Here is a 25538-nt window from a genome sequence, read left to right as displayed (position 1 = left end):
AGGTATTGTCCTGTTTTGTGGTTGTACTGTCCTGTTATACAGGACATGAGGGAGATGCGATGCAGAAGACGAGCCCCGCGGACGTCATCGTCGTCGGCGCCGGCCCGGTCGGCATGACGGCGGCCCTGCTGCTGGCGGCGTACGGCCGGAGTGTCACGATCGTGGAGCGGCGCACGGCGACGAGCGACGAGCCCAAGGCGATCAGCCTCGACGACGAATCCCTGCGCGCCTATCAGATCGCCGGAATCGTCGACGAGGTGCTGGCGATCATCGTGCCGGGCACCGGCACGATGTACTTCGACGCCGCTGGCGAGAAGCTGTTCCACGCGAGGGCTGCCCAGCCGCTGCGCCTCTCCTTCCCGTTCAAGAACCCGTTCGCGCAGCCCGACCTCGAGCGGGTCCTCATGACCGCGATGACGCACAGTCCTCGCATCGACGTCCGTTTCGGCACGACCGTCACCGACCTCGTGCAGGACGCGCACGGCGTCGAGGTGATCGCCATCACCGAGGGGACGGCGTCCACGCTGCGCGCGGCCTACGTCGTCGCCGCGGACGGCGGCCGCTCGACGGTGCGCTCCCGGCTCGGAATGCCGATGGAGGGCCGGGGCTTCGACGACGTCTGGGTCGTGATCGACACCATCGGCGATACCCGCGGCGAGCGCTTCGGCATGCACCACGCGGACCCCGCGCGCCCGCACGTGATCGTTCCGGGGCTCGACGGCCGCTGCCGGTACGAGTTCTACACCTTCCCCGGCGAGGCGAGCCCCGATGCCGTCCCCGACTTCGCGCTCATCGAGCGTCTCGTCGCCCCGTACCGCTCCATCACGCCCGCCGATATCGAGCGCGCGGTGGCCTACCGCTTCCACGCGCTCAACGCCGTGGACTGGCGGCAGGGGCGCGTCTTCCTCGCGGGTGATGCCGCGCACATGATGCCGCCGTTCGCGGGGCAGGGACTGAACTCCGGCATCCGCGACGTCGTCAATCTCTCGTGGAAGCTCGCCGATGCCGTCGCACATCCCGACCAGGACCACGGCACCCTGCTCGACAGCTACCAGAGCGAGCGACGACCGCACGCCGACGCCGTGATCCGCAGCTCCGTCCGGCTCGGCCGTGTCGTGATGACGACGAACGAGCGCCTCGCGCGATTCCGCGACGACACCGTGCGTGCCGCACTCGCGACCCCCGGCGGCCGCGACTTCTTCGAGCACATGCGCTACCGGCCGCCGGTGCGGATCACCTCCGGCGTCGTCGTTCCCACTCCCGACTCCGAGCTGGTCGGCGTGCCCATCGCCCAGCCGATGGTGTTCGACTTCCGGCGGCACCGCATCGTTGCGCTGGACCGCATCCTGGGGCCGTCGTGGTCGCTCATCGCCGTGGGGCTGCCGCCGTCGGAGGTCGCGGTCGCCGCGGATCTGCTGCCCGAACTCGCTCCCACCCTGGTGGCCGCGCCACTGGACGACACGATGGCCGACTACCCGGCGAGCGCCGAGGTCGCCATCGACCTGGACGGGCGGCTCTACGCAGAGCTCGCGGGCGAGCGCGGGCACTTCGTGCTCGTGCGCCCCGACCGCTTCGTCGCGGCACGGTGGTCTCCCGCCGATTCCGACGCCGCCGTCGCTGCGGTCCGGCAGCGTCTCGGCGCCGTCTACGCGCTTCAGAACTGACGAACCTCCTGAAAGGAAGAGAAATGCAACGACCACAACGCGTCATCCTCGAGCAGTCGGCCGCCGCTGGGACCCTGCGCGACACCGCCGTCTCGCACATCGGCTTCCACGTTCCCGACGTGGTGGCCGCCGAGATCTTCTACGTGCGGGTGCTCGGCATGCATCGGCACGCCGAGCTCGCCGACGGCGGAGTCCGCCTCGGCTGGGGTGCCGGTCACCACGTCATCGATCTGATGCCCGGTGAGCAGCGCCTCGCCCACTACGGGTTCGAGGTCGGTGACGCCGCCGGCATCGCCGGGATCGCCGAGCGCCTGACCGCGGGCGGCTATGTCGTCCGGCCACTGGATCCGTCGTACATCGACGCGCCTCTCGGCCACGTCGAGGGTCTCTCGACCATCGATCCCGACGGCACGATCGTCCACTTCCACTCCCGGGTCCAGCGGCAGGGCGAGAACGCAGCCGACACCGGCCGCCGGCCGATCAAGTTCCAGCACACCACCATCGGCACCGTCGCGGTGGAGCCGTTCGTCGAGTTCTTCGCGAGCACCATCGGCTTCCAGCTCAGCGATCAGCTCGCCGACGGCCGCTTCTGCTGGCTGCGCAGCAACAAGGACCACCACACCCTTGCGGTCGTCAACGTCGGCAGCGCCGGCGACATCGACCACTACTCCTACGACCTCGCGGAGTGGGAGGACTTCAAGGCCTGGTGCGACCGCCTCACCGAGCTCGATGTGGAAGTGCAGTGGGGCCCCGGGCGCCACGGACCCGGCAACAACCTCTTCGTCTTCTTCGACGATCCGGCCGGCAACCACATCGAGCTGTCGGCCGAGATGGAGAAGTTTTGGGACGACTCGGTCGTGTACCAGCCGCGGAGGTGGGATCCGACCCCGCACGCGGTCAACATGTGGGGCGGCCAGACCCCGAGCTGGCGCCGGACGAGCGAACGAAAGGGCGGGGTGCCCGCATGAGGATCGTCAACTACCTCCGCGACGGCCGCAGCGGCGTCGGCGTCGTCGACGAGGACCGGATCATCCCGCTCGCCGGCCTGGATGCGATCGGCGCGGGCGTCGGCAGCGCCGAGATCCACGCGGCCGCGCGTCTCGAGGACGACGCGTTCCCGCTCGCCGAGGCTCACCTGCTGCCGGCGAGCCCCCAGCCGGCGAAGGTGTTCTGCGTGGGCCTGAACTACCTCGAGCACGTCGAGGAGACCAAGCGCGAGCTTCCCGCCTACCCGGTGCTGTTCCCGAAGTACGCCAGCAGCCTGATCGGCGCCCATGACCCGATCGCGATCCCCGCCGAGTCGGAGCAGGTCGACTACGAGGCGGAGCTCGCCGTGGTGATCGGCACCGGGGGGCGCCGGATCGCCGAGGCGGACGCGATGAACCACGTCCTGGGCTTCGCGGTCGCCAACGACGTGACGATGCGCGACTTCCAGTACAAGACGCACCAGTGGCTGCAGGGCAAGGCCTGGGACGGCGCCACCCCGATCGGCCCCGAGGTGGCGACCCCCGACGAGTTCGACTGGACCTCCGCCGGCATCCGCACGTTCGTCAACGACCAGCTGGTGCAGGACTCCGACCTGACGATGCTCATCTTCAGCATCCCCCGTCTCATCGCGACGGTGTCGGTCTTCACCCGCCTGGAGCCCGGCGACGTCATCCTCACCGGCACGCCGGGCGGGGTCGGCTTCCGCCGCGACCCTCAGCTGTTCCTGCAGCCGGGCGACCGGGTCGTGGTCGAGATCGACGGGCTCGGTCGCATCGACAGCGAGTGCGTGCGCGAGGCCTGACCGCCGCGCAGAAAGGCGCCGCCCGAGTCCTTCTCGGGCGGCGCCTTTCGTCGGTTCAGAACGGGGCGACGACCGCTTCGCGCATGCGGATGCCCTCTTCGACCGGATCGAAGTCCGGCGTCGGGTCGAACTCCCACTTGCGGGCGTTCGCGCCGTAATCGACCACCCTCTTGCAGCGCTCGTAGCGGCGGTCGCCGTATGCCTGCAGCGCACTCTCGAGGTCGTCGTTCGCGGCCAGCTCCTCGGCCAGCACCACGCCGTCCTCGATGGCCAGTGCCGCGCCCTGCGCGGTGTTGGGCGTCACCGCGTGCACCGCGTCGCCGAGCAGCACGATGCGGCCGCGGTGCCACGGACCCGGTGCGATCAGGTACTCCTCGGGCCGCAGCACGATCTCGTCCGCGGCATCGAGGTAGTCGTCCCGCACCACGCCTGCGGGGCCGCCGAACCCGGCGAGGTATGAGCGCATGAGCTCGCGCAGCTCCTCGGTGTCGGGCCGGACCGAACGGTCCCACACGATGTTCAGGTACATGTACCCGAGGTCGTCCGCCAGGGGGACGAAGCCGACACCGATGCGTTCCCCATCGTCGCCGAGTCGCTCCTGACGCAGGATCGCGTCGATCTCCGGCAGACGAGGCACGTTGATGCGCAGCACCGACTTGCCGCTGTAGGCCGGTTCGACCGGCTCGTCGTAGACATGGGCGCGGATGATCGAGCGCACGCCGTCGGCTCCGACGAGCAGTTCGGGGGTGCGGGTCGTGCCGTCCGACACGTCGACCTCGACGTGGTCGCGCCGAGGACGGACCGCGGTGATCGTCTTGTCGTACTCGATCGACACCCCCACGGCCAGCGCCCTCTCGGTGAGGACGCGGTGCAGCTTCGGGCGCGTGATCCCGTTCATCGCAATCTCGGGAAACTCCGCCACGCGCGGACCCGGGATCGCCCGCACCACAGCGCCGTCGGCATCCAGATGCTTCGCCGAGTAGGCGGCGGCATAGCCCACGGCGATGCAGGCGTCAGCGCATCCGATCGCGGCGAGCGCGCGCAGCTGATTGGGCTGCTGGATGATCCCGACGCCGACGGTCGAGGACCGCAGGCCCGGGTGCTTCTCGATCACGGTGACGTCATGACCGGACTGCGCCAGTGCGATCGAGGCGGCGAGCCCGCCGATCCCGGCACCGAGGATGAGGATGGAACTCTGGGTCATGGGACTCCCTTGTCGACGAGCGGGCATTTACGTATAAGTATGTACCTACATCTATCGGGGGTAGGATGCCTGTCATGCAACCTCGGAATGCAGACCCGTCCGATCCGATCGTGGATCTGAGCGGGGCGCTGCGCCATCTCGCATGGACGCTGCGCCGCAGCGCCCCAGATCGCGCGGGTGTGCCGTCGGTGCCGACCTCGGAACTCGCCGTCCTGAAGCAGGTGCTCGAGACTCCCGGCCTGACGGTCACGGAGCTGGCCGCCACGCTCGGCATGCAGCGCCCCAACACGAGTGCGGTGCTGCGCTCGCTCACGCTGCGCGGACTCGTGACGCGCGAAGAGGACGAGGGCGACCGCCGGCGGGCTCTCATCGTGCCGACGTCCCTCGCCCATTCCGAGGCGACGGCGATCGGCGATGCCTGGCTGGACGTGATCGGCGAGGCCGTCGGCATCCTCCCCGCCGACGAGCGCGCGGCCCTCCTGGCCGCGGCGCCCGCCCTCCGCTCGCTCGGCAACGCGATCCGGGCGGGAGCGTCTGCCCTCTAAAGTGCGACGGCCACCGTGACCTGCGTCGGAGCGCTCATCAGCCCGGCGACGCCGTCACGCAGCACCTGCACCGCCGCGCCGACGTTGTGCGCCGCGAGCGCCTCTCGCGAGGACCAGCGCTCGACGATCAGGATCGAGCCGTCGTCGGCCACGTGCGGGTCGTACTGCTGGCAGCCCGGTTCGTCGCGGATGCCGGCGACCGCGGCACCGACCGCCGCCACCGCCTCGTCGAAACGCGCCGGATCGGGGTGCAGCCGTGCGACGACGGTCACCGCGTCGGCGGCATCCGCGTTCCCGTCCGTCACGCCTCGTTCCCCCACACCATCGTCGCGAACGTCTCGACCAGCTCGAGCTTGCGTCGCTGCTCGGCGACCGTGAGGGCCGCCGGCAGATAGTGGATCTGCTGGAAGCCCCGGTGGGGCAGCAGGCCGATGCGATCGTATTCGTGCTGTTCGATCGCGACGTCGAGCCGGCTCATGACGGTGTCGATGTCCTCGAGCGCGGCGACGTCGGCGTCGACGATGCCCAGGCCGATCTGCTTCTCGTCCGGCACCAGCGACGGCAGATTCTGCGCGACGGCCGCGTCGGAGTGGTACGGGAAGGTGAACTTGTCGTACCCGGTCGCGAAGAGCTTCTCGGCGCGCGCGATGTCGATCTCGGCGTCGAGATGCTCCCCCCAGCCGATCGTGAGCGCGACCTTCTGCTGCTCCTCGCGCTCGAGCCCGGCCACCACGGCCGCGTCGATCTCGACGGCCTCGTCGAACGACAGTTCGCCGCTGTCGCGCCCGGCGAGGAACGCGGCGTAGTCGGGGTTGTCCAGCTGCACGAATGCGACGCCGATCTCGAACAGCAGCTCGATCTCATCCCGCAGCAGTTCGGCGATCGCATCGCCCAGCGCGGCCGCACCGGGGTAGGCGCGTCGGGCGTCGTCGGAATACGTCTGCGCGGCGATGTGCGCGGCGGACGGGAGCTTCACCTTCACCGGAAAGCCGGTGTTCTCGAGCAGGAACCGTGCAGCATCCGCCGCGATCGGCTTCTTCTGCACGAGCGGGCCGTCGACGGTCCACACCGTCAGGCCGTCCGCCGTCTTGGCGTTGGGCACCTTGGTGAATCCCGACACCGACTGCAGCACCGAGCTGCGGTAGTCGCCGTCGCGGAAGTTGCCGTCCGACAGGCACGACAGCGTCAGGTGACGCTGATAGGTGAGGAAGTCCAGAACCGCGGCGTCTTCGATCTCGCGGAGCTCGTCCGCGGTGATCTCCCCCGCGCGAAGCGCGTGGCGACCGGCCTGGATCGTGTCGGGACGGATGTTGTCGCCATGGTTGTCGATGCGGTACGAGAAGAGATTGGCCATCGTCGGGCCCTTTCAGTCCTGGTCGTCGGCGCGCGCCTTCGCGCCCGCCCACTCGGCGAAATCGGTGTCGTAGCCGAGCTCGGCCACGACCGTCTCGGCCAGCAGCTGGTCCTCCTGCGGCGTGCCGCCGGACACTCCGATGCCCCCGACGAACTCACCGTCGCGCTTGAGCGTCATCCCGCCGCCGGTGGCCACGATCGGGAAGTGGCCCATCGTGGAGACCTGCCCGAAGAAGGCCGGGTCGGAGTTGGACCAGGGCTTGAGCATGCCGCTCGGGCGCTGCATGACCGCCGACGTGTACGCCTTCGAGATCGCGATCATCGGGGTGATCGGGCGTGCGCCGTCGAAGCGGCGGATGCTGACGATGAAGCCGCCGGAGTCCACGACCGCGATGCTCAGACCCTTTCCGATGCGCAGCGCCTCGCGCTCGGCGATGACCATGATCTTCTCGGCGTCGTCCTGCATGACGTTCTTCGGCATCTCAGTTTCCTTCCAGCGCATCGACGAGCTTCGCGACGGCGGTGTTGAACAGGTCGGGGCGCTCCCAGTACATGGAGTGCGGGGCACCGGGCACGACCTCCAGCAGCGAGCCCTCGACGAGCTCGTGGGCCTTGGCGACCGTGGCGGGGCTGAGGACGGCATCCTTCTCCCCCGCGAGGAACGCGATGCCGAAGCCCGCCGCCGACACCTCGGCGATGCCGGGCCCGTCGGTGGAGAGGTTGCGGAGATCCTGCATGCGGGCCTTGTTGAAGGTGCCCATCTGCGTGAACAGGAACGTCTTCGCGGCCTCGTGCTCGCGGAAGCCCTGGGTCAGCAGACGGTCGATGACCGGCAGCTTCTCGGCCTCGGCGCGGTCGGCCTTCACCAGCGGCGTGATCTCGGGGTGATCCATTCCGCCCAGCGAGTGGGCGAGGATGACGCCGCGCACCCGGTCCGGAACGCGCAGCGCGGCCTTCAGCGCGGCGGCGGCGCCGATCGACTGGCCGAGCAGCACGACATCGGTGAGATCGGCGTCCTCGATCACCGCGACGATGTCGCCGGGGAAGTTGAGGCTGTCGTACGACTCGTCCTTGTCGGAGTTGCCGAAGCCGCGAAGGTCGATGGTGACGACGGTGTGCGTGTCGCGCAGCGCCGCGACCTGCTGCCACCAGGCGGCGTGATGGCCGCCGGAGCCGTGCACGAACAGGATCGGCGATCCGGTGCCGTGCACCTCGTAGTAGATCGAGGTGCCGTGGTTGTCGACGGTAGGCATCAGGCGGGGCGCCGGCCGTGGAAGACGAGCTCGATCATGGTGTGGTCGGGGTCGTGGATGTAGCAGAACTTCGACTGGTTCTCGGGGCGCTCCACCGTACGGGTGTGACGGATGCCGAGGCTGTCGAGGTGCCCGAGGAAGCCGTCCCAGTCCTCGACCTCGACGGCGAAGTGGTACGGCGCCATGCGGTCCATCTCCTCCACCGGGGTGAAGTGCATGTCGAAGCGCCCCTTGGTCATGAGCACCACGCGGGTGTTGCTCTTGGGCATGACGCGCTTCAGGCCGAACACCTTCGTGTACCACTCCACCGTGCGATCGACGTTGGTCGTCGGAAAGTTGACGTGGTGGATGTACTTCGGCTCGATGCTGCGGCCCTCGGCGTCGAACTTCGGCTCGGGAAGGCTGAACCCGGCGGCCACGTGCGTCGGGCCGGCGTTCGTCTCGGTGCTCATCGCTGGGTCCTCTCTGTTTCGCCGGCGACCTCGCCGGCAACGGTGTTGGTGAGTGTTCCGATTCCGGAGATCTCGATGTCGATGACATCGCCCACTGCCATGGGGGTGTTGCCGTCCGCGCCCATCCACAGCACGTCTCCGGGATGGACGGTGATGTACTTCGTCATCTCGACGAGGAAGTCGTAGGGATCGAAGATCATGTCGCCGGTCGCGAACGACGCGTCGACGACGCCATTGCGGCGCACCGTGGTCGTCGACTGCAGCGGGTCGACGTCGGTCTCGATCCACGGCCCCATCGGCTTGAACGTGTCGGCGTTCTTGGATCGCCAGAACGTGCGATCGGCGTGCTGCCACTCCCGTGCGCTCACGTCGTTGCCGATCGTCCAGCCGAACACGGCCGCCTTCGCCTCGTCGCGTGTCGCGTGCCGGAGCGTTCGCCCGATCACCGCGACGACCTCCGCCTCGGTCTCGAACCGGCCCTCGACATCGACGGGCTTGACGATCGCGCAGCCGTGGCCGACGAGCGCGCTCTGCGCGCGATATCCGACCTCGGGGTGCGTTCCGACCTTGACCGGGTCGTAGCCGAGCTCTTCGTGGTGGCGGTTGTGGGCCTTGTAGTTGAACCCGGCGGCATAGAAGGTGCGCGGCATGACCGGCGGCAGCAGCGTGATGGAGGCGAGTGGATGCCGCGCCCCGGCGCTCGTGGTCGGGCCCTCCCAGGGTGCGCCGTCGATCTCGACGACGTCCTGGTCCTCGACGATCGCGAAGAACTCGCGTTCGTCGCGCGCGCACCTGGCGTATCGCATCCGTCCCCCGCCTCAGCGCAGCTTGTGCGACACGCGCTTGGTGATGAGGTACGCCTGCACGCCCTCGGGACCGGACTCGCGACCGAGGCCGCTCTCTTTGACTCCGCCTGACGGCGCCTCGGTGACCGAGCCGCCGCAGTGGTTGATCGAGAGGATGCCGGCCTCGAACCCGCGGGCGAGGATGTCGGCCGTCGACGCGGACTCGGTGAATCCGTAGGCCGCGAGGCCGAACGGCAGCGAGTTGGCGATGCGGATCGCCTCGTCGAGGTCGGTGAACGTCGTGATCGGCGCGATGGGACCGAACGGCTCCTCGCTCATGACCTCGGCGTCCAGCGGCACGTCGACCAGCACGGTCGGTGCGTAGAAGCAGCCCTGCTCGCCGATGCGGTGACCGCCGGTGGCCACCGTCGCGCCGTGGGCGACGGCATCCTTCACCAGGTGATCGGTGGACTCGACGCGCTTCGCATTGATGAGCGGCCCCATGGTCACGCCCTCGTCGAGCGGATCGCCGACGACGAGCGCCTCGGCCTGGCGCACCATCTCGGCGGTGAACTCCTCGGCGATCGACTCGTGCACGAAGAAGCGACTCGGCGAGGTGCATACCTGTCCGGCGTTCGCCCACTTCGCCGCCGACGCGCGGCGTGCGGCCTGGATCGGGTCGGCATCGGCGGCGATGATCACGGGGGCGTGTCCGCCGAGTTCCATGATCGTCGGCTTCATGAGCGCGCCCGCGCGGGCGTTGAGCTGCTTGCCCACGGGCACCGAGCCGGTGAAGGCGATCAGCCGGGTGGTCGGCGAGTCGATGAGGTGCTCGGCGGTCTCGGCGCCGCGGCCGAATACGAGGTTCAGCACACCCTGGGGAAGCCCTGCGTCGTGGAAGATCTGCGCAAGTGCGCACACGGTCGCCGGCACCTCCTGGGACGCCTTGATCACGAGCGTGCAGCCCGCGGCGATGGCCGCCGACATCTTGCGCATCGGAGATCCCGCCGGGAAGTTCCACGGCACGATGGCGCCCACCACTCCCACCGGCTCGTACCGGACGGTCAGAGACGTGTCGACATCGGTCGGGATGACCCGCCCGTAGAGGCGGCGGGTCTCCTGGGCGCACCACTCGAGCGTGCCCGACACGCGGAATGCCTCCAGCGTGGCGTCCTTGACGGGCTTGCCCTGCTCGATGGCCATGAGCCGGCCGATCTCGGGGGCGCGCTCGCGCAGCAGCGCGGTGGCCTTCATCAGGATTCGGCTCTTCTCGAACGCCGAGGTGTCGCGCCACGCGGGGAACGCACGCTCGGCAGCGGCGAGCGCGTCGTCGAGGTCCGATGCCTCGGCGCGCGCGACCTGCCCGATCACCGAGTCGTCGACCGGGTTCAGCACGTCGAAGGTGCGTCCCGCGGCGCCCTCGCGCCATTCGCCGTCGATGTAGAGGCCCAGCGTGGCGGTGCTGTAGATCTCGGCTGCCCGGGCTGAGGCATCCGTCCGGATTTCTGTCGCGACGGTCATGACAGGGCCGTTCCTTCCGACGTGTTGGGGACCGCGGGATCGCGGTTGGTCTCGAGCACCCAGATGTGGTGCGGCGGGGTCTCTTCGTGCACGCGCGACGGGTAGGCGTCGTCGACGCGGTCCATGTCGGCGGCGTACTCGACGCGGCCGCCCGCCGGGCTGTGGATGAAGCGGAACACGTTCGAGCCGACGGTGTGCCGGCCCAGGCGCCGCGCTTCGCGCCAGCCCTTCTGGATCATGTGGTTGCCGCCCTCGATGACGTCGTCGAATCCAGAGACCTCGTAGGAGGTGTGGTTCGTGCCGGCGCGGTCGGGGCGATGGCAGAGCAGGAAGTTGTGCTGGTCGTCGTCGCCCTCGATCTGCATGAACACGCCCATGGGCTTGACGATGTCGACCGCGCGGAAGTTCAGCCGGTCGCAGTAGAACGCCGACGCCTGCTCCCAGCCCTCCTTCGGGATGTTGAGCGCGACGTGGCAGATGCGGATCGGCCGGATGTCGGCGATCGGCGTGTGCGGCAGATTCCAGCGCTCGATGCGGCCCGAGCTGTTGTATCGGCGGGGATCGTACGCGAGCTGCTCGGGGGCGGTGACGGCGAGCGCCAGCCCGAAGCCGGTCTCGTCGTAGGTGTGAGCGATGCCGTCTTCGTCGATCGTGACCTCGCGATCGGTGCGGAGCTCTTCGACGAGCGCATCGAGCGCCTCTTGCGAGTCGACTCCCCACACCACCTCGCGGATTCCCGGTGTCGTCTCGACCGCGCGCGGCAGCGACGGATCGTCGTTGCGCTTGAGCACCAGCCGCTGCTTCACCTGGGTGGTGAGCACGACGCGGGTGTCGGTGCGATCGACGAGCTCCAGCCCGAAGTCCTCGAAGAAGCGGGCGCACTCGTCGAGGTCGTCCACGCCGTAGACCACGGATTCGATGCGTTCGATCGCCATGTCGCGGGACCTTTCAGTTCGAGTCGTTCGTGGCGACGGCCGGGACCGCAGAAGCGGCCTCGATCGAGTCTGCGCGGTCGCCGCCCTGGGCGGGAGACTCCGTCACGAAGGCTTTCGTTGCGCGGTCTGCATGCAGTCCGGTGCGGATGCGCGCGAGCGTCTCGAGTGCAGAAGCGGGGATGGCGGCGGAGCCGGCGGCGGTGTGCCACCCGCTCTCCAGGAGCGCGGCCCATGACGCGCTGAGCGTGCCGATGGTCTCGTCGGCGAGCCCCGTCGCCTCGATGCGGATCGCGCGGCCGTCGAGGTCGTCGCGGCGTGAAGTGATGTATCCCCGACCGCGCAGATCGCGCAGCGCCGCACTGACGTTCGCGCGCTGGAGACCGGCGCCGTCCGCGATATCGGAGGCGGAGCATCCGGGGTGATTGTGGACGAAGCGCATGACCTGACCCTGGGTCTGCGTCAGAGGCACGACCGGCGTGGTCTGGGCCGCGCGCAGCTGGATCTCTCGCGCGATGTCGATCACGAGTTCCGCGAGCGTGCGGAACGCCGGGTCAGTGCGGGATGCGTCGTCGCTCATCGTGCCTCCTTGCTCGATTTGATTATCTAAACATAATCACTTTCTGGACGCAACAATCCAGGGATCGCTCCCCGGGTTCGTGGTCAGGCCGCGGTGCGTGCGCGGAACCAGGCCGTCATGAAGTCGAGGAAGACGCGCACCCGCTCTGGCGTCTGCCCGCCCGGTGCATGCACGGCGTACAGCGCCCGCGCCGGCGGCCGGTGCTGCGACAGCACCTCGACGAGCTCGCCGCTGTCGAGGCGGGACTCGGCCGGTCGGCGCGGGATGAGCGCGATGCCGCAGCCCTGCTCGACGAGCTTCTCGATCACGAGATACGAATTGGCGACCACCGGCGCGTTCTGCACCTTGTGGTGAATCGTCTCGGCGCCCGCGCCGAGGCGCCACACCGGGTCGTTGGGATGCAGCAGGCAGTCGTGGTCGCTCAGTTCGATGACCGTCTGCGGCGTGCCCTTGCGGCGTAGGTAGTCCGCCGACGCTGCGAGCACGAAGGGCAGCTCCGACACCCGACGCACCAGCACGTTCGAGTCCCGCAGATCGCGGGTGTGGAACGCCACGTCGTAGCCCCGATCGAGGAAGTCGTAGTTGCGGTCGGACATGCCACCCAGCTCGAAGCGGACCGTGATCCGCGGGTGCTCGCGCACGAATGCGGCGATCGCGTCACCGACCTCGAGCGTTCCGATCCACTTCGGGCAGATGATCGAGAGCGTGCCTTCCGCCGCGTCGCGCGAGCCCGACAGATCACTGTCCTCGACGTCGATCTCGGTGAGGATGCGCTCAGCGAACTCGGCGTAGCGCTTGCCCGCGTCGGTGAGGCTGACCGACCGGGCGGTGCGGTTGACCAGGCGCACACCCACCTGTCGCTCCAGATCCGCGACGTGTCTCGACACCAGCGACCCCGAGATCGCGAGCTCGCGCGCCGCCGCGCTGAAACTCGACGATTTCGCGACGGTGACGAACGTCTTCATGACGACCAAGCGATCCACAGTGACCTCCCTCGCGGCCCGACACTCGTCGTCGTGACCGCGATGGGAGTCTACGTGTGCAGAATCTGCAGAGGTGCTTTCCGATGCTGCAAGAATCGCAATCTCAGTCTGCGCGCGCTCAGACCTCGGCCATCGACCCCTCCGCGTGCGCGCTGGCGAACGCGTTGCGCACCGCGCGGCGCGCCTCGCGACCCTCCGGATGCGTCGCCGGCGTCGCGCCGAGGAGCTTGCGCGTATACGGGTGGCGGGGGCGCTCGAACAGCTCCTCGGCGTCGGACAGCTCGACGATCCTGCCCAGGCGCATCACCGCGATGCGGTCCGAGATATGACGCACGATCTCGAGGTTGTGGCCGATGAACAGATAGCTCACCCCGGTCTCGGCCTGCAGGTCGACCAGCAGATTGATGATCTGGTTCTGCGTCGACAGGTCGAGGGCGCTCAGCGCCTCGTCGCACACGACCAGCCGCGGATTGAGCACCAGTGCGCGGGCGATCGCGACGCGCTGCTGCTGACCGCCCGACAGCTCGGCCGGATACCGGTCCAGGTGCAGGCGGGTCAGTCCGACGTGATCGAACACCTCCTCGGTGCGGCGCCGTCGCTCGGCGCGATCGCCGATGCCGTGGCGGGCGAGCGCCGCGGTCACCGCCATCGAGACCGGCTGCCGCGGATTCAGCGACATCGACGGGTCCTGGAACACCGCCTGCACCTCGCGGCGATACGACAGGGGAGTCCGGCGGCCGAACGCCGTCACCTCGTCGCCGGCGAAGCGGATCGAACCGCCGCTCGGGGCGATCAGGCGCAGGATCGCTCGTCCGATCGTGGACTTGCCGGACCCCGACTCGCCGACGAGGCCGAAGGTCTCGCCGGGATGGATGTCGAACGAGACGCCTTCGACCACGTTCTTGCGGGTACGGCCGAACAGTCCCGCGGTCTCGTAGCTGACGGCGACGTCGCTCAGCTCCAGCAGCGGCACTCCTGCGGCGTCGCCGCCGGGTGCCCCACCGGCCAGAACGGGTTGCAGATCCTGTCGGACGGTCATCGTGCCACCTGCTTCACGGGTCGGGGGCGCCGCTCTCGCGCGGCCAGCAGCGACGCAGTGTAGGGGTGGCGTGGTGCGTCGAACAGCTGATCGACGTTCTCGGTCACCTCGACCATCTCGCCGCGATACATCACTGCGGCGCGGTCGCACGCCTCGGCCACGACGCCCATGTCATGCGTGATGAGCAGGATCGCCATGCCGAACTCGTCGCGCAGATCCAGAAGAAGGTCGAGCACCTGCGCCTGGGTGGTGACATCGAGCGCGGACGTCGCCTCATCGGCGATCATCAGCTCGGGCCGCGACGCCAGGGCGATCGCGATCGCGACGCGCTGCGCCATCCCGCCCGAGAACTGGTGCGGATAGTCGTCCAGCCGGCTCGCGGCATCTTTCACTCCGACGCGGTCGAGCAGTTCGATGGCGCGCGCACGGCGCTCGGGGCCGGTCATGTCGAAGTGCACGCGCAACGGCTCGGCGAGCTGCTTGCCGATGGTGTGCACGGGCGAGAGCGCCGCCATCGGATCCTGGAATACCGCCGCCATCTTGCTGCCGCGCACGGCGCGCAGCTGCTTCTCGGATCGGCCGACCAGGTCTTCGCCGTCGAGCAGGACCGAGCCTTCGCTGACGCCCAGACCCGGCGCGAGCAGGCCCAGCACGGCACGGGCGAAGGTCGACTTGCCCGAACCCGACTCACCGATCAGCCCGACGATCTCGCCGCGGCGGATCGACAGCGAGGCACCGTCGACGAGGGTGGTCATGTGGCGGTCGGTCGTACGCAGCTGGACCGTGAGATCGCGCACCTCCAGCACGTTCGCGGGATCGAACGGCCGATGATCGACGGATGCCTCGTCTCGGGCGATCGGCTGCGGATCGACGCCGTCGGGCACACCCGCCGGGGCCGCCACATCGAAGCCGCCCGCCTCGGCGGCGGCGATTCCCGCGGCGGCGGGAGCCTCGACGCGGGCTGCGCGCGCCACCGCCGCGGCGGCCTTCTTCGGCCGGCGGAAAGGACGACGGTTGCCGACGCCGAGGGCATCGTTGAGTCCGTCGCCGATCGTGTTGAACGCGAGGACGGTGAGGACGATCGCGACGCCGGGCGGGATCGCGAGGAAGGGCTGGAGCGCGAGCTTGGCAGCGGCGACTCCGAGCAGGCCGCCCCACGACGGCACCGAGGACTGCAGGCCGATCCCGAGGAAGCTCAGCGCCGACTCGATGATGATGGCGGTGCCGGTGAGGATCGCGGCCTGCACGACGAGCGGGGCCGCGAGGTTCGGCAGCACCTGGCGGAAGAGGATGGCCGATTCGCGCAGTCCCGACACGCGTGCCGCATCGACGTACAGCTTGCTGCGCTCGGACAGGGTGATCGCCCGCGCCATTCGGGCGAAGTTCATGCAGAACATCAGGCCGATCGCGAGCAGCAGCGACTCCAGCCCGCGGCCGAGGATCGCAATCACCGCGAACGCCACGAGGATGCCGGGCAGCGCGTCGAAGACGTCGACGAACCGGGTGCCCACGCGGTCGGTCCATCCGCCGCGGAAGCCGAGCAGGAGGCCGATCGGCACGCCGATCACCATGGCGACGATCACCGCGCCGAAGCCGACGATCAGCGCGATCCGCGAGCCGTAGATGATGCGGCTGAGCACGTCGCGACCGTTCTCGTCGGTGCCGAGCCAGTGCTCGGCCGACGGACCCTGGAGGGCGTTCGCGAAGTCGTTCTGAAGAGGATCGTAGGGCGCGAGCCACGGGGCGAAGATCGCCGCGATGAGCACGACGAGCAGCCAGCCGAGGGCGATGAGGGTGAGCGGCTGATGCAGGATCGTGCGCAGCACCCGGTTCTTCTGAGCGTCGGCGCGCGTGGCCGTGGCGATCGTGACCGTCGCGCTCGGATTCGTTGCGGTCATGCGGGACGCGCCTTCGGGTTGATGACGCCGTACGAGATGTCGAGCACCATGTTGACGATGATGACGATGACCCCGATCACCAGGGCGATGCCCTGGACCACCGGGAAGTCCTTGCCGAGCACGCTCGAGAGCATGAGCGTGCCGAGACCGGGGAAGCTGAACACGCGCTCCATCACCAGGCTCGTGCCGAACAGCACGCCGATGGCGAGACCGACGGCCGCGAGAGCGGGAACGAGAGAGTTCTTGAACGCGTAGCCCCAGATGATGCGCTGGCGCGGCACACCGGCCGCGGTGAGGGTGTCGACGAAGCGCGAGTTGAGAGACTCCGCCATCGCCGTGCGCATCTGGCGCGAGATGAGGGCCGCAGCACCCACGCCGAGCGCGATCGCGGGCAGCAGAAGCCCGGCGAGCCATCGGCCGACGTTCTGCGAGGGCGGCACCCACGCGAGGACGGGCGCGACGTGGAGCTGGATGACGAACACGACCACCAGGATCTGTCCGAGCCAGAACTCGGGGATCGACTGCATGAAGGCGGTGAATCCGGTCACCGCCCGGTCGCGCGGCCGCCCGGCCTTGATGCCCGCGTACATGCCCAGGCTGATCCCGACGATGACCGCGACCACGAGGCCGCCGATCACGAGCGACAGGGTGGCGGGCAGCCGTTGGGTGATCATGTCGGTCACGGGCTGACCCGAGAGGATCGACGTGCCCAGATCGCCGTGCAGCGCCGCGCCGTACCAGGCGAACAGGCGGACCAGGAACGGCTGGTCGAGCCCGAGCTCCGCCTCGATGCGGGCGATCTCCTCCGGCGAGGCGGCGGCGTCACCGAGGATGACCGCCGCCGCGCTGCCGGGGATGAGGTAGATCAGCGAGAACACCAGCAGTGACACGATCATCAGCTGGGGGACCGCGAGGACGAGACGGTAGCCGATCAGCTTCAGCATCTCCCGCCTCCTCGCCTCGTCGCTCGCAGTGCCATTCTCATCTACCTCTCCGCCGTTGCCTTCGTACTCGGAGTGACCGGGTCAGCCCGCGGGCGTCAGGTCACGATAGTTGACGAGGTTCTGCTCCCACGCCTCGGTGGGCTGCTCGACGCCGCTGACGGTGTCGCTGTTCCAGGCGATGATCTCCGAGCCGACCGTGAACCCGCAGGCGAGCGCCTCGTCGTCGACGATGATCGCCATGACCGCGCCCCACAGGGCTTCGGCCTCGGGAGTCGTGCCCGCCTGGATCGCGGCCTGCGCCGCAGCCTTCAGCTCGGGACTCTCGAGCTTCGACGGGTTGGCGAAGGCCTGTGCCGAGAACCACGTCGAGTACCAGTCGTAGGGCGTGATCTGCGGGTTGTTTCCCACGCCGAACGCGTACTGACCGCTGTTCCACTCGCTGATCCACTGCGGCACCGGCAGCTCCTGGACGGTCACATCCACGCCGTCCAGCTCGTTCATGCCGTCGGCGAAGTACTCCAGCTGCTGCTTGTTGAACGGCGCCGCCGGGAAGACCGCCTCGACCGCCGGCGAACCCGCCTCGGCGTAGGCGTCGGCCGCGGCATCCGGGTCGGCATATCCGACGATGTCGGCGTTGTAGCCGTACTCGCCTTCGAGGAAGTGCTGCTGAGGCGCTTCGAGCACACCCGTGTCGATCGCCTTGTAGCCCTCGTTGTCCGCCGCGTAGCACAGAGCCTTGCGCAGGTTCACGTCTTCGAAGACGCCGCCGGGGCCGCGGTCGAAGAAGACGATGTTGTTGCGGATCGCCGGGTAGGTGAGCGTGTCGGCGTTCTCGGCCGACTCGATCGTCGGCATCTGGTCCTCTTCGGTGTCGGTGATGTCGATCTCGCCGCCCAGGAGCGCAGCGGTGGCCGCCGTGTCGTCGGCGATGCCGTAGAGCTCGATGTTCTCGAACCCGGGCTCCTCGCCCCAGTAGTCGTCGGTCAGCGCGAACGTCATCTGAGTGCCGGCGATCGACGACGCCTCGTCGTACGCCCACGGGCTCGTGCCGACCGGGGTCGTCACGATCGATCCGTCGGCGATGGCCGCAGGGCTCGCCATCGGGACGTTGCGCTGCGTGAGCATCGTGAGGAACGTCGGCGCCGGACGCGAGAACACGATCTTCACGTGGGTGTCGTCGACGACCTCGACCGATTCGACCATGCTGAGCGCGCCCGAGAACTGACCGCCGTTGTCGCGCACGTACTCGATGTTGACCTTGACGGCCTCGGCGTCGAATGCCGTGCCGTCGTGGAATGTGACGTCGTCGCGGAGCGTGAGCGTCAGGTCGGCAGGGGTCTGCTCCCACTCGGTGGCGAGCCAGGGCTCGACCGTGAACCCGTCCTCGCCGAGCGCGGTGAGCGTCTCGTAGGGCACGCGCAGGTACCCGGGCTCCATGGGCTGGCCGGGCGCCCAGCTCTGCGGGAACCCTCCCCAGTTGGCTTTCAGGGTGCCCGAGGGGCCGTCGGCTGCCGGCGCGCTGGGCTCGGGGTCACCCCCTCCGCTGCAGCCGGCGAGCAGCATGCCCGCCACCGCCAACGGTATGACGAACTTCAGAACTGATGCCTTCTTCGGCATGGGACGCCTCCTCGCGTCTGACACTCCGGGTGGGATCCCCGCACGGCCGTGGAGCTGTCGCGGGGAGTTCTCCCGACGCTAACCCGCGCACGTCGGAGCCGGGATCCACAAGAAGTCAACATAACCGTGCACAGGACGCCGCCTCGACACGAGCCGGTTCGCGAGGGGTCGCCGAGGCATGACGAAGACCCCGTCCTCGGGGAGGACGGGGTCTTCGTCTGGGGTCGCCGAACAGGTCGGCGCGGGTCGTCAGTCGGTCTCGGCACCGCTGCAGAACGGGCACGGATCGTCGATGCACCGCCAGTCGTCGACGGCCGGCGCCGCAGGAGTGCTCACACCCGGCATGCTCATCTCGGCGGGGCTGCCGTCACGCGGTCGCGGGGGCGACCTTCGCGTAGCCGAGGACGTCGGGGAACGGAGGCCGGCGGCCCTCCTGCAGATCGACCTGGAAGGTGTTGAGGCACATCGACAGCAGCGTGAAGTTGCCGAGCAGCCCGATCGCGTCGACGATCTGCTGGTCCGTGAACACCGCCTTCAGGCGCGCGAACGTCTCGTCCGACACGAAGTGCTCGGTGAGCAGTTCCACCGCGAAGTCGTGGAACGTCTGAAGCTCGACGTCGTCGCCGAAGTCCGGTCGCTCGTTGTTCGCGAGGGCGGCGACCGCCTCGGCGGGCACGCCGGTCTCGATGGCCTTGTCGATATGCGAGTTCCACGAGAACTGCGCGTCGAAGTTTCGCGAGGCGACCAGCAGCGCGTACTCGCGGATGCGTTCGGGCATGCTGCAGTCGAATCGCACGAACGCGCCGAGCGCCTCGACCCGGTCGCAGAGCTCGGGCGAGTGCAGCCAGACCTTGAACGGGCCGCCGATCTTGCCGCGTTTGGCGATGATGCGGTCGGCGAGCTCGCTCTGACGTGCCGACATGTCTTCGCGCGGGATGACATCCAGTCGCATGAGTCCTCCTCGGGGTGCGTGGAACAGGGAATCCTCCGGTGAGAGTAGGCGCCCGGCGAGAGGGGAAGGAGTGTCCGGCGCGCAACGTGAGCGTGCAGGTCGCGAACCGCGGCTCGACCTAACGTGGGAACGTGCCCGCACTGATCACGCGGCTCGCTGCCGAGCTGCGCACCGACTCCCCCGCCGTCGCGACCCCGACGCCCCGCCTCTCGTGGACCGTCGAATCCGACCGCCCGGGCTGGCGCCAGGCGTGGTCCGAACTCCGCCGCGGCGACGAACTCGTGCGTCGAGAAGGCGACGACAGCGTGCTGGTGGCATGGCCGTTCGCGGCGATGGCGGCGGGCGAGCGCACCGAGGTGAGGGTGCGCGCCGGGTCGACCGACGGCGACGAGACCGAGTGGAGCGAGCCTCTCGCGGTGTGGGCGGCCTTCGCCGCCGAGTGGGTCGCGAAGCCCATCGCCCTCGCCGATCCCGAGAGGCCGGCTCAGCCGGTGCTGCTGCGCACGGTGTTCCGCGTCGATGCGCCGCTGCGCAGCGCGACGCTGCACTGGAGCGCGCTCGGAGCGGCGGACGCGACGCTCAACGGCGAGCCGGTCGACGACCTCGTGCTCACACCGGGATGGACCAGCTACCGCGAGCGTCTCGTCTACGAGACCTCCGACGTCACCTCGCTGGTCCGCGAGGGCGAGAACGCTCTCGGGATCTCGCTCGCAGGCGCCTGGTACACCGAGGAATACCACGTGCTCACCGAGCCGCGCCGCTTCTACGGCGATCAGCCCCGCGCACTGGCGCAGCTGCGTCTCGAGTTCGAGGACGGCAGCGTCCGCACCGTCGCGACGGGTGAGGGATGGCGCGCGAGCGGCACCGGTCCGATCGTCGACAGCGGAATCTACGCCGGTGAGCACGTCGATGCCCGCCGCGCCGTCCCACGGTGGGACAGGCCGGGCTTCGACGATTCGACGTGGGCCGCGGCATCCGTCATCCACGAACCACTGCCCGCCCTCGAAGCCCGCATGGCACCTCCGGTGCGCGAGATCGAGCGGATGCCGGTGCTCGCCGTGTCACGCACCGGCTCGGGGCGCATCCTGCTGGACTTCGGCCAGAACATCGTCGGCCGCCTGCGGCTGCGCGTGCAGGGCCCCGCCGGCACGGTCATCACGATTCGCCACGCCGAGGTGCTGGAAGGGTCGTTCGACGACGGCGCCGAGCTCGCCCTGCGGCCGCTGCGGCGCGCCTCGGCGACCGACTCGTTCACGCTCGCCGGCGGCGAGTCCGAGGTCTTCGAGCCCTCCTTCACGTTCCACGGCTTCCGCTACGCCGACATCGAGGGGTGGCCCGGCGAATTCGAGCCGGATGCCGTCGAAGCGGTCGTGCTCGGCAGCGATCTGCGCCGGACCGGCTGGTTCGAGGCATCCGATCCGCTGCTGGAGCGGTTCCACGAGAACGTCGTCTGGACGCTGCGCGGCAACTATCTGGCCGTGCCGCAGGACTGTCCGCAGCGCGATGAACGGCTCGGGTGGACGGGCGATACCCAGCTGTTCGCACCGACCGCGGAGTTCCTGTACGACTGCCACGCGTTCCTCCGGTCGTGGCTGCGCGACCTGGCGCTCGAGCAGCGCCGCCTCAACGGCCTCGTACCGCTGTTCGCGCCCGACGTGGTGCCCGGTTTCAGCGACCGCGGCCCGGTCGCGGCGTGGGGCGACGCGATCGCGATCGTGCCGCGGGTGCTGGCCGACAGCTCGGGGGATGCGAGCGTGCTCGCCGAGTTCTATCCCGGCATGCGCGCGTGGTCCGACCTCGTGCTGTCGCACGTCGATGACGAGGGCCTCTGGACGAGCGGACGTCAGCTCGCCGACTGGCTCGACCCGAACGCGCCGCCCAACGCTCCGTCGCGCGGGCGCACCGACACCGACATCGTGGCGACCGCGTATCTCGTGCGGACGCTCCGGCTGACCTCCGACATCGCCCGCGGGCTCGGTCACCACGCCGACGCCGACCGGTTCGAGGCGGCCGCAGAGGCATCGCGCCGTGCCTTCGTCGCTGCATTCGTCACCGCGTCGGGACGCATGATGTGCGACACCCAGACCGCCTACGCACTGACCATCGCCTTCGACCTCGTCGAGGATCCGCAGCTGCGCCGACGGCTCGGCGACCGGCTCGCGTTCGTCGTCCGACGCGACGGCTACCGCATCGCGACCGGTCTCGTCGGGACCGCGGTCGTCGCGCAGGCTCTCACGGCGACCGGTCACGTGGACGCCGCCGAGCGCCTGCTCTTCCAGACCGAGGCGCCCTCGTGGCTGTACCCGGTGACGGTCGGCGCGACCACGGTGTGGGAGCGCTGGGACGGTCTCACGCCCGACGGGTCGTTGAACCCCGGCGCGATGGTGTCGTTCAACCACGTCGCGCTCGGATCGGTCGCCGCCTGGCTGCACGCCGATGTCGCGGGACTCTCCGCCGCTGCGCCCGGCTACCGGCTCGTCCGCATCGCGCCGCACCCGCTCGCCCGGTTGGGTCGCGCGTCGGCCCGCCATGAGACCCCGTACGGACCGGCCGAGTCGGGGTGGGAGCGCGTCGACGGCACCGTACGCGTCCACGCCGTCATCCCCCCGAACACGACGGGTCTCATCGAGCTGCCCGACGGCCGGCGGTTCGAGGTCGGCTCCGGATCGCACAGCTGGACGATCGACCAGCCGGATGCCGCTCCCCCGTGCCGGCCCGTCACGCTCGACTCGTCGATGGCCGAGCTCGCCGACGACGCGGAGGCCCACCGAGCGTTCTTCGCCGCTCTCGCCGCGCGACCCAACCGCTTCCTCGCGGGTGCCGTCACCGCGAACGCCCTGTACACCCCGGGTCGCAGCATCCGTGACGCCCTCGTCTTCGCCGATCGGGCGACGCTCGACGCCGTGTCGGACGCACTGGCGAGCGGCCCCCACTCGAAAGGAACAGCATGACGACGATCCGGATCTTCCGTGAGATCGAGGTCCTCGACCGGGGCGGCGCCGTGAAGACGTGGCCCTTGATCACGACCGAGACGAGCGGCGGCGAGAACGACCTGGCCACCGGCATCAGCGTCTACCCGGTCGGCGCGGGCGCACCGCTGCACTCCCACAACTGCGACGAGCAGGTGCTGATCCTCGAAGGAGACGGGTTCGTCGAGGTCCACGAAGGGGGCAAGGACGCGGCGGACGGCATCCTGCGTCGCGATCTCACCAAGGACGACACCGCCTACGTCAAGGCAGGCGTCTTCCACCGCTATCAGAACACCGGCGACGTGCCGATGCGCATCCTCTGGATCTACCCGCAGGCGTTCGTGACGCGAACCTTCGGCGACACCGGCAAGACCGTCGAGCATCTGACCACCGAAGACGCGATGGGCGGGCGCTGAGCACCGCTGTCGACCGAAGAGGGGACATCGGCGGGAGGGGCGGCTCGGTTAGGTTCTGAGGAGCGCTCCGGGAGCTGCCCGGGCCCATCCGCCTTCTTCGAGGAGACGCATGCGACGTCGCACCCCCGTGGCCGCCCTCACCGGCGCCGTGCTCCTGCTCGCCGGCTGCGCCATCGCACCGCAGGGCGCCCCCGGCTCCGTCGCCGGCTCGGCGTCTGCGACCCCGCAGTACGCGTGCCCCGAACAGCCCGGCGTCGAATTGCCACCGGAATGCGCACCCTACGACCCCGATGCGGCGATGGCGCAGAACGACGTCTATCGCGAACGGTTCGAGATGGATGCCGCCGACCAGGCCGCGAACGCGGATCTCGCGGCCGCCGTCGCGACGGCTCTCCAAGGCCTCGACCGTTCCGCACTGACGGAGGAGTCGGTGACTTCGGCGATCACCGATGCCGGTGTGGAGGGCTCCGTGCAGCTGCACGGCGATGCGCGCGCCTACGCATTCGGCGCCGCGGTCGCGGGCGGGTGCGTGTTCGGACAGGTGGACCAGACCGCGGTGAGCGTCGAGCTCGGCGGATTCATTCGCGACGGCGGATGCCTGCCTGCTCAGTGACACGGGCGGCTCGGCGCGCGGGGAGGACCGCTAGGACAGGAGCACGACCTTGCCGCCCGGATGGCCGGTGGCGACCAGGCGCAGCGCGTCGGGCGCCTGGGTGAGCGGGAAGGTCTTCGCGATCGGCAGGGTGAGCTCGCCCGATGCGGCGAGCGCGAGAACGACCGGACGCTGCGGCATCCGGAATGCGATGCTCGCGGGCGCAGCGCCGGCAGAGATCCTCACTCCGGCATCGCGCGCCTTCGGGCCCGGCGCGAGTGTCGCGACGCGTGTCGGATCGGCGACGAGCTCGAGCGACACCGCGAGCGCCTCGTCGGTGCCGGCCGCATCGATCGCGCCGTCGAACCCGCCGGGGGCGAGGGTGAGGGCCCGATCGGCGAGACCGTCGCCGTACGTCGTCGGCTCTGCGCCGAGCGCCCGGAGCTTGGCCTGATTCGCGGGGGAACCGGTGGCGATCACCCGGATCCCGGCGCGCCGGGCGAGTTGGACGACGAGGGATCCCACTGAGCCCGAGCCGCCGTGCACGAGGAGCGTCTCGCCATCCGCTGCGCCCGAGAGATGGAGGAGTTCGCTGGCGACGACACCCACGTGCAGGATGCCCGCCGCCGCCGTGTCGTCGATCGAGTCCGGCAGCGCGAAGACGTCGCCCGCGGGCACCGTGAGCTCGGTCGCGAAGCCGCCCGCGACCTTGAAGGCCACGACTCGGTCGCCCACTGCCACGGCTCCCGACGCGATCGTCGTGTCCGGGCCGATCGCGGTGACGACACCGGCGACCTCCTGGCCGATCGCGAGCGGCAGCAGCGCCGGGTCGGCATTCCAGCCCCCGGTGAGGGCCTTGGCATCGGACGGGTTCACACCCGCCGCCGTGACCGTGATCGTGACCTCGCCCCGGGCGGGCTGAGGCACCGCGACGTCGATGAGCACGAGCGCATCGATCCCGCCGTACTCGGGAAGCACCCAGCGCCGGGCCACGAGTCAGGCCGCTTCGGGAACCGCGACGCCGAGGGTGCCGGCGGCCTCGACGAGCTCGGCCCACAGCTTGTCGCCGACGGGGATGCCGGCATCCGAGCGCGCCGCGAGCGTCTCGGCGCTGCGCTCGCCCGGGACGAGGATCCGGTCGACGCCCTCGGCCTTGGGAAGGCCGTGGATCGTATCGATCGTGGCATCGACGTTCGCCGCGAACTCTTCGGCGGAACCGAACGCCGACGGGTCGATCACGATGAGCGTCGCGTTCTGGCGGTGCTTCTTCTGGCCCGCGTGGTAGCTCGTCAGAATGGGCGCTGCGACCAGCACCGAGGTCAGCAGTTCGAAGACGAGCGAGAGGCCCGAGCCCTTCGGACCGCCCAGCGGCGTCGGGATCTTCGCGAGCTCGGGATCGGTGGTGGGCGTGCCGTCGGCTGTCGTCGCGGCACCTTCGGGCAGGGGCTTGCCCTCGCGCTTGTACTGCGCGATCTTGCCCAGCGCGATGAGCGAGCTCGCCATGTCGAGCAGGACGGGTGCGTGGGCACCGGTGCCGGGGACGGCGACGGCGAGCGGGCTCGTCGCCACCGAGGCGCCGACGGCACCCTCGTACGACATCATCGGAGACCCTGCAGCGATGCCGATGCCGACCAGCCCGGCGTCGGCGATGCGCGACACGTAGTAGCCGATGGCGCCGGTGTGCACGGTGTTGCGCACCGATACGATCGCCACGCCCTGGGCCTTGGCCTTCTCGATCCCGATGTCGGCCGCGCGGGTGAGCGCGACGGGCCCGGGAGCGAAATCGGCATCGACCACGGCGACACCGGGTGCGGTGTCGGCGACCGTGATGTCGGGGGTCGGGTTCGCGACGCCCGAGCCGAACATCTCGACGTAGCGCGGCACGCGCGAGATGCCGTGCGAGTCGACGCCGCGCAGGCTCGCCCACACGAACGACGGGGCGGCGGCCGCGGCGTCGGCGGGGCTGACACCCGCAGCCTGGAAGATGTCGCGGATGAAGCCCTCGAGGGCGGCGGGCGAAACGGTGACGGGCATGGGACTGCTTTCGGAT

Annotated in this window: 25 protein-coding genes; 7 read left to right on the top strand and 18 right to left on the bottom strand. The window is 69.6% G+C overall.

Annotated elements, in window-relative coordinates:
* Nucleotides 1-59 precede the first annotated feature (59 nt).
* Genes KEC57_RS13775 through KEC57_RS13765 form a run of 3 tightly spaced genes read left to right on the top strand, consistent with a single transcriptional unit; the run spans nucleotide 60 to nucleotide 3453 of the window.
* Nucleotides 60-1664: an FAD-dependent oxidoreductase gene (locus KEC57_RS13775; RefSeq protein ID WP_229385212.1), complete on the top strand. Its 1605-nt coding sequence runs from the start codon at nucleotides 60-62 to the stop codon at nucleotides 1662-1664.
* A gap of 23 nt (nucleotides 1665-1687) precedes the next feature.
* Nucleotides 1688-2632, top strand: a complete 945-nt coding sequence (locus KEC57_RS13770) for a VOC family protein (protein WP_229385211.1) — start codon at nucleotides 1688-1690, stop codon at nucleotides 2630-2632.
* Nucleotides 2629-3453: a fumarylacetoacetate hydrolase family protein gene (locus tag KEC57_RS13765; RefSeq protein ID WP_229385210.1), complete on the top strand. Its 825-nt coding sequence runs from the start codon at nucleotides 2629-2631 to the stop codon at nucleotides 3451-3453. Before KEC57_RS13770 ends, KEC57_RS13765 begins: the two co-directional genes overlap by 4 nt.
* A 55-nt stretch (nucleotides 3454-3508) precedes the next feature.
* On the opposite strand, the gene KEC57_RS13760 is transcribed toward KEC57_RS13765, so the two are convergent.
* Nucleotides 3509-4657: an FAD-dependent monooxygenase gene (locus KEC57_RS13760; protein ID WP_229385209.1), complete on the bottom strand. Its 1149-nt coding sequence runs from the start codon at nucleotides 4655-4657 to the stop codon at nucleotides 3509-3511.
* Between the two features lie 74 nt (nucleotides 4658-4731).
* Here KEC57_RS13760 and KEC57_RS13755 point away from each other — a divergent pair, with 74 nt between their 5' ends.
* Complete coding sequence (locus tag KEC57_RS13755) at nucleotides 4732-5202, top strand: MarR family winged helix-turn-helix transcriptional regulator (protein WP_229385208.1); 471 nt, start codon at nucleotides 4732-4734, stop codon at nucleotides 5200-5202.
* Here the strand turns inward: KEC57_RS13755 and KEC57_RS13750 are convergent.
* From KEC57_RS13750 to KEC57_RS13680, 15 genes are all read right to left on the bottom strand, one after another.
* Entirely contained in the window at nucleotides 5199-5507 is a 309-nt protein-coding gene (locus tag KEC57_RS13750) for a putative quinol monooxygenase (protein ID WP_229385207.1), read from the bottom strand. The genes KEC57_RS13755 and KEC57_RS13750 overlap by 4 nt on opposite strands.
* Nucleotides 5504-6556, bottom strand: a complete 1053-nt coding sequence (locus KEC57_RS13745) for a uroporphyrinogen decarboxylase/cobalamine-independent methonine synthase family protein (protein ID WP_229385206.1) — start codon at nucleotides 6554-6556, stop codon at nucleotides 5504-5506. Before KEC57_RS13745 ends, KEC57_RS13750 begins: the two co-directional genes overlap by 4 nt.
* Nucleotides 6557-6568: 12 nt before the next feature.
* Complete coding sequence (locus KEC57_RS13740; RefSeq protein ID WP_229385205.1) at nucleotides 6569-7036, bottom strand: GlcG/HbpS family heme-binding protein; 468 nt, start codon at nucleotides 7034-7036, stop codon at nucleotides 6569-6571.
* A 1-nt stretch (nucleotide 7037) separates the two neighbouring features.
* Nucleotides 7038-7808, bottom strand: coding sequence for an alpha/beta fold hydrolase (locus KEC57_RS13735; RefSeq protein ID WP_229385204.1), 771 nt, complete (start codon nucleotides 7806-7808; stop codon nucleotides 7038-7040).
* Nucleotides 7808-8260 carry a VOC family protein gene (locus KEC57_RS13730; RefSeq protein ID WP_229385203.1) on the bottom strand — a complete coding sequence of 151 codons (453 nt, stop codon included), beginning with the start codon at nucleotides 8258-8260 and terminating at the stop codon, nucleotides 7808-7810. The genes KEC57_RS13735 and KEC57_RS13730 overlap by 1 nt, the downstream gene beginning before the upstream one ends.
* A complete protein-coding gene (locus KEC57_RS13725; RefSeq protein WP_229385202.1) occupies nucleotides 8257-9066 on the bottom strand; it encodes a fumarylacetoacetate hydrolase family protein in 810 nt (269 codons plus the stop codon). Before KEC57_RS13725 ends, KEC57_RS13730 begins: the two co-directional genes overlap by 4 nt.
* A 12-nt stretch (nucleotides 9067-9078) precedes the next feature.
* A complete protein-coding gene (locus KEC57_RS13720) occupies nucleotides 9079-10566 on the bottom strand; it encodes an NAD-dependent succinate-semialdehyde dehydrogenase (protein WP_229385201.1) in 1488 nt (495 codons plus the stop codon).
* Nucleotides 10563-11501: a VOC family protein gene (locus KEC57_RS13715; protein ID WP_229385200.1), complete on the bottom strand. Its 939-nt coding sequence runs from the start codon at nucleotides 11499-11501 to the stop codon at nucleotides 10563-10565. Before KEC57_RS13715 ends, KEC57_RS13720 begins: the two co-directional genes overlap by 4 nt.
* Nucleotides 11502-11514: 13 nt before the next feature.
* On the bottom strand, nucleotides 11515-12078 hold the full coding sequence (locus KEC57_RS13710) for a MarR family winged helix-turn-helix transcriptional regulator (RefSeq protein ID WP_229385199.1): 564 nt from the start codon (nucleotides 12076-12078) through the stop codon (nucleotides 11515-11517).
* 83 nt (nucleotides 12079-12161) lie between these two features.
* Complete coding sequence (locus KEC57_RS13705; protein ID WP_229385198.1) at nucleotides 12162-13061, bottom strand: LysR family transcriptional regulator; 900 nt, start codon at nucleotides 13059-13061, stop codon at nucleotides 12162-12164.
* Between the two features lie 118 nt (nucleotides 13062-13179).
* A complete protein-coding gene (locus tag KEC57_RS13700) occupies nucleotides 13180-14100 on the bottom strand; it encodes an ATP-binding cassette domain-containing protein (RefSeq protein ID WP_229385197.1) in 921 nt (306 codons plus the stop codon).
* Entirely contained in the window at nucleotides 14097-15998 is a 1902-nt protein-coding gene (locus KEC57_RS13695) for a dipeptide/oligopeptide/nickel ABC transporter permease/ATP-binding protein (RefSeq protein WP_229385196.1), read from the bottom strand. The genes KEC57_RS13700 and KEC57_RS13695 overlap by 4 nt, the downstream gene beginning before the upstream one ends.
* The gene (locus KEC57_RS13690) at nucleotides 15995-16942 is read right to left on the bottom strand and encodes an ABC transporter permease (RefSeq protein ID WP_229385195.1); all 948 of its coding nucleotides are present in this window, start codon (nucleotides 16940-16942) and stop codon (nucleotides 15995-15997) included. Before KEC57_RS13690 ends, KEC57_RS13695 begins: the two co-directional genes overlap by 4 nt.
* Nucleotides 16943-17023: 81 nt before the next feature.
* Nucleotides 17024-18559: an ABC transporter substrate-binding protein gene (locus KEC57_RS13685; protein ID WP_229385194.1), complete on the bottom strand. Its 1536-nt coding sequence runs from the start codon at nucleotides 18557-18559 to the stop codon at nucleotides 17024-17026.
* Nucleotides 18560-18926: 367 nt separating this feature from the next.
* Nucleotides 18927-19511, bottom strand: coding sequence for a carboxymuconolactone decarboxylase family protein (locus tag KEC57_RS13680; RefSeq protein WP_229385193.1), 585 nt, complete (start codon nucleotides 19509-19511; stop codon nucleotides 18927-18929).
* Nucleotides 19512-19642: 131 nt separating this feature from the next.
* Between KEC57_RS13680 and KEC57_RS13675 the strand changes: the two genes are divergently transcribed.
* The 3 genes from KEC57_RS13675 to KEC57_RS13665 all read left to right on the top strand — a co-directional run bounded on the left by KEC57_RS13675 (nucleotide 19643) and on the right by KEC57_RS13665 (nucleotide 23509).
* On the top strand, nucleotides 19643-22462 hold the full coding sequence (locus KEC57_RS13675) for an alpha-L-rhamnosidase (RefSeq protein WP_229385192.1): 2820 nt from the start codon (nucleotides 19643-19645) through the stop codon (nucleotides 22460-22462).
* Complete coding sequence (locus tag KEC57_RS13670; RefSeq protein WP_229385191.1) at nucleotides 22459-22896, top strand: cupin domain-containing protein; 438 nt, start codon at nucleotides 22459-22461, stop codon at nucleotides 22894-22896. The genes KEC57_RS13675 and KEC57_RS13670 overlap by 4 nt, the downstream gene beginning before the upstream one ends.
* 109 nt (nucleotides 22897-23005) lie before the next feature.
* Complete coding sequence (locus tag KEC57_RS13665; protein WP_229385190.1) at nucleotides 23006-23509, top strand: hypothetical protein; 504 nt, start codon at nucleotides 23006-23008, stop codon at nucleotides 23507-23509.
* Between the two features lie 30 nt (nucleotides 23510-23539).
* On the opposite strand, the gene KEC57_RS19135 is transcribed toward KEC57_RS13665, so the two are convergent.
* Together KEC57_RS19135 and KEC57_RS13655 are read right to left on the bottom strand one after the other, a co-directional pair.
* Nucleotides 23540-24481, bottom strand: coding sequence for an NADP-dependent oxidoreductase (locus KEC57_RS19135; RefSeq protein ID WP_229385189.1), 942 nt, complete (start codon nucleotides 24479-24481; stop codon nucleotides 23540-23542).
* Between the two features lie 3 nt (nucleotides 24482-24484).
* The gene (locus KEC57_RS13655; protein WP_229385188.1) at nucleotides 24485-25522 is read right to left on the bottom strand and encodes an Ldh family oxidoreductase; all 1038 of its coding nucleotides are present in this window, start codon (nucleotides 25520-25522) and stop codon (nucleotides 24485-24487) included.
* Nucleotides 25523-25538 lie beyond the last annotated feature (16 nt).

It is taken from the genome of Microbacterium allomyrinae, assembly GCF_020682705.1.
Taxonomy (GTDB): domain Bacteria; phylum Actinomycetota; class Actinomycetes; order Actinomycetales; family Microbacteriaceae; genus Microbacterium; species Microbacterium allomyrinae.
This window is presented reverse-complemented; position numbering and strand designations above follow the sequence as displayed.

Excerpts from the sequence above, each read along its gene's own strand:
- KEC57_RS13775 (WP_229385212.1), top strand. The coding sequence starts at position 60 with ATGCAGAAGACGAGCCCCGCGGACGTCATCGTCGTCGGCGCCGGCCCG.
- KEC57_RS13770 (WP_229385211.1), top strand. The coding sequence starts at position 1,688 with ATGCAACGACCACAACGCGTCATCCTCGAGCAGTCGGCCGCCGCTGGG.
- KEC57_RS13765 (WP_229385210.1), top strand. The coding sequence starts at position 2,629 with ATGAGGATCGTCAACTACCTCCGCGACGGCCGCAGCGGCGTCGGCGTC.
- KEC57_RS13760 (WP_229385209.1), bottom strand. The coding sequence starts at position 4,657 with ATGACCCAGAGTTCCATCCTCATCCTCGGTGCCGGGATCGGCGGGCTC.
- KEC57_RS13755 (WP_229385208.1), top strand. The coding sequence starts at position 4,732 with ATGCAACCTCGGAATGCAGACCCGTCCGATCCGATCGTGGATCTGAGC.
- KEC57_RS13745 (WP_229385206.1), bottom strand. The coding sequence starts at position 6,556 with ATGGCCAATCTCTTCTCGTACCGCATCGACAACCATGGCGACAACATC.
- KEC57_RS13740 (WP_229385205.1), bottom strand. The coding sequence starts at position 7,036 with ATGCCGAAGAACGTCATGCAGGACGACGCCGAGAAGATCATGGTCATC.
- KEC57_RS13735 (WP_229385204.1), bottom strand. The coding sequence starts at position 7,808 with ATGCCTACCGTCGACAACCACGGCACCTCGATCTACTACGAGGTGCAC.
- KEC57_RS13730 (WP_229385203.1), bottom strand. The coding sequence starts at position 8,260 with ATGAGCACCGAGACGAACGCCGGCCCGACGCACGTGGCCGCCGGGTTC.
- KEC57_RS13725 (WP_229385202.1), bottom strand. The coding sequence starts at position 9,066 with ATGCGATACGCCAGGTGCGCGCGCGACGAACGCGAGTTCTTCGCGATC.
- KEC57_RS13720 (WP_229385201.1), bottom strand. The coding sequence starts at position 10,566 with ATGACCGTCGCGACAGAAATCCGGACGGATGCCTCAGCCCGGGCAGCC.
- KEC57_RS13715 (WP_229385200.1), bottom strand. The coding sequence starts at position 11,501 with ATGGCGATCGAACGCATCGAATCCGTGGTCTACGGCGTGGACGACCTC.
- KEC57_RS13710 (WP_229385199.1), bottom strand. The coding sequence starts at position 12,078 with ATGAGCGACGACGCATCCCGCACTGACCCGGCGTTCCGCACGCTCGCG.
- KEC57_RS13700 (WP_229385197.1), bottom strand. The coding sequence starts at position 14,100 with ATGACCGTCCGACAGGATCTGCAACCCGTTCTGGCCGGTGGGGCACCC.
- KEC57_RS13695 (WP_229385196.1), bottom strand. The coding sequence starts at position 15,998 with ATGACCGCAACGAATCCGAGCGCGACGGTCACGATCGCCACGGCCACG.
- KEC57_RS13690 (WP_229385195.1), bottom strand. The coding sequence starts at position 16,942 with ATGCTGAAGCTGATCGGCTACCGTCTCGTCCTCGCGGTCCCCCAGCTG.
- KEC57_RS13685 (WP_229385194.1), bottom strand. The coding sequence starts at position 18,559 with ATGCCGAAGAAGGCATCAGTTCTGAAGTTCGTCATACCGTTGGCGGTG.
- KEC57_RS13680 (WP_229385193.1), bottom strand. The coding sequence starts at position 19,511 with ATGCGACTGGATGTCATCCCGCGCGAAGACATGTCGGCACGTCAGAGC.
- KEC57_RS13670 (WP_229385191.1), top strand. The coding sequence starts at position 22,459 with ATGACGACGATCCGGATCTTCCGTGAGATCGAGGTCCTCGACCGGGGC.
- KEC57_RS13665 (WP_229385190.1), top strand. The coding sequence starts at position 23,006 with ATGCGACGTCGCACCCCCGTGGCCGCCCTCACCGGCGCCGTGCTCCTG.
- KEC57_RS13655 (WP_229385188.1), bottom strand. The coding sequence starts at position 25,522 with ATGCCCGTCACCGTTTCGCCCGCCGCCCTCGAGGGCTTCATCCGCGAC.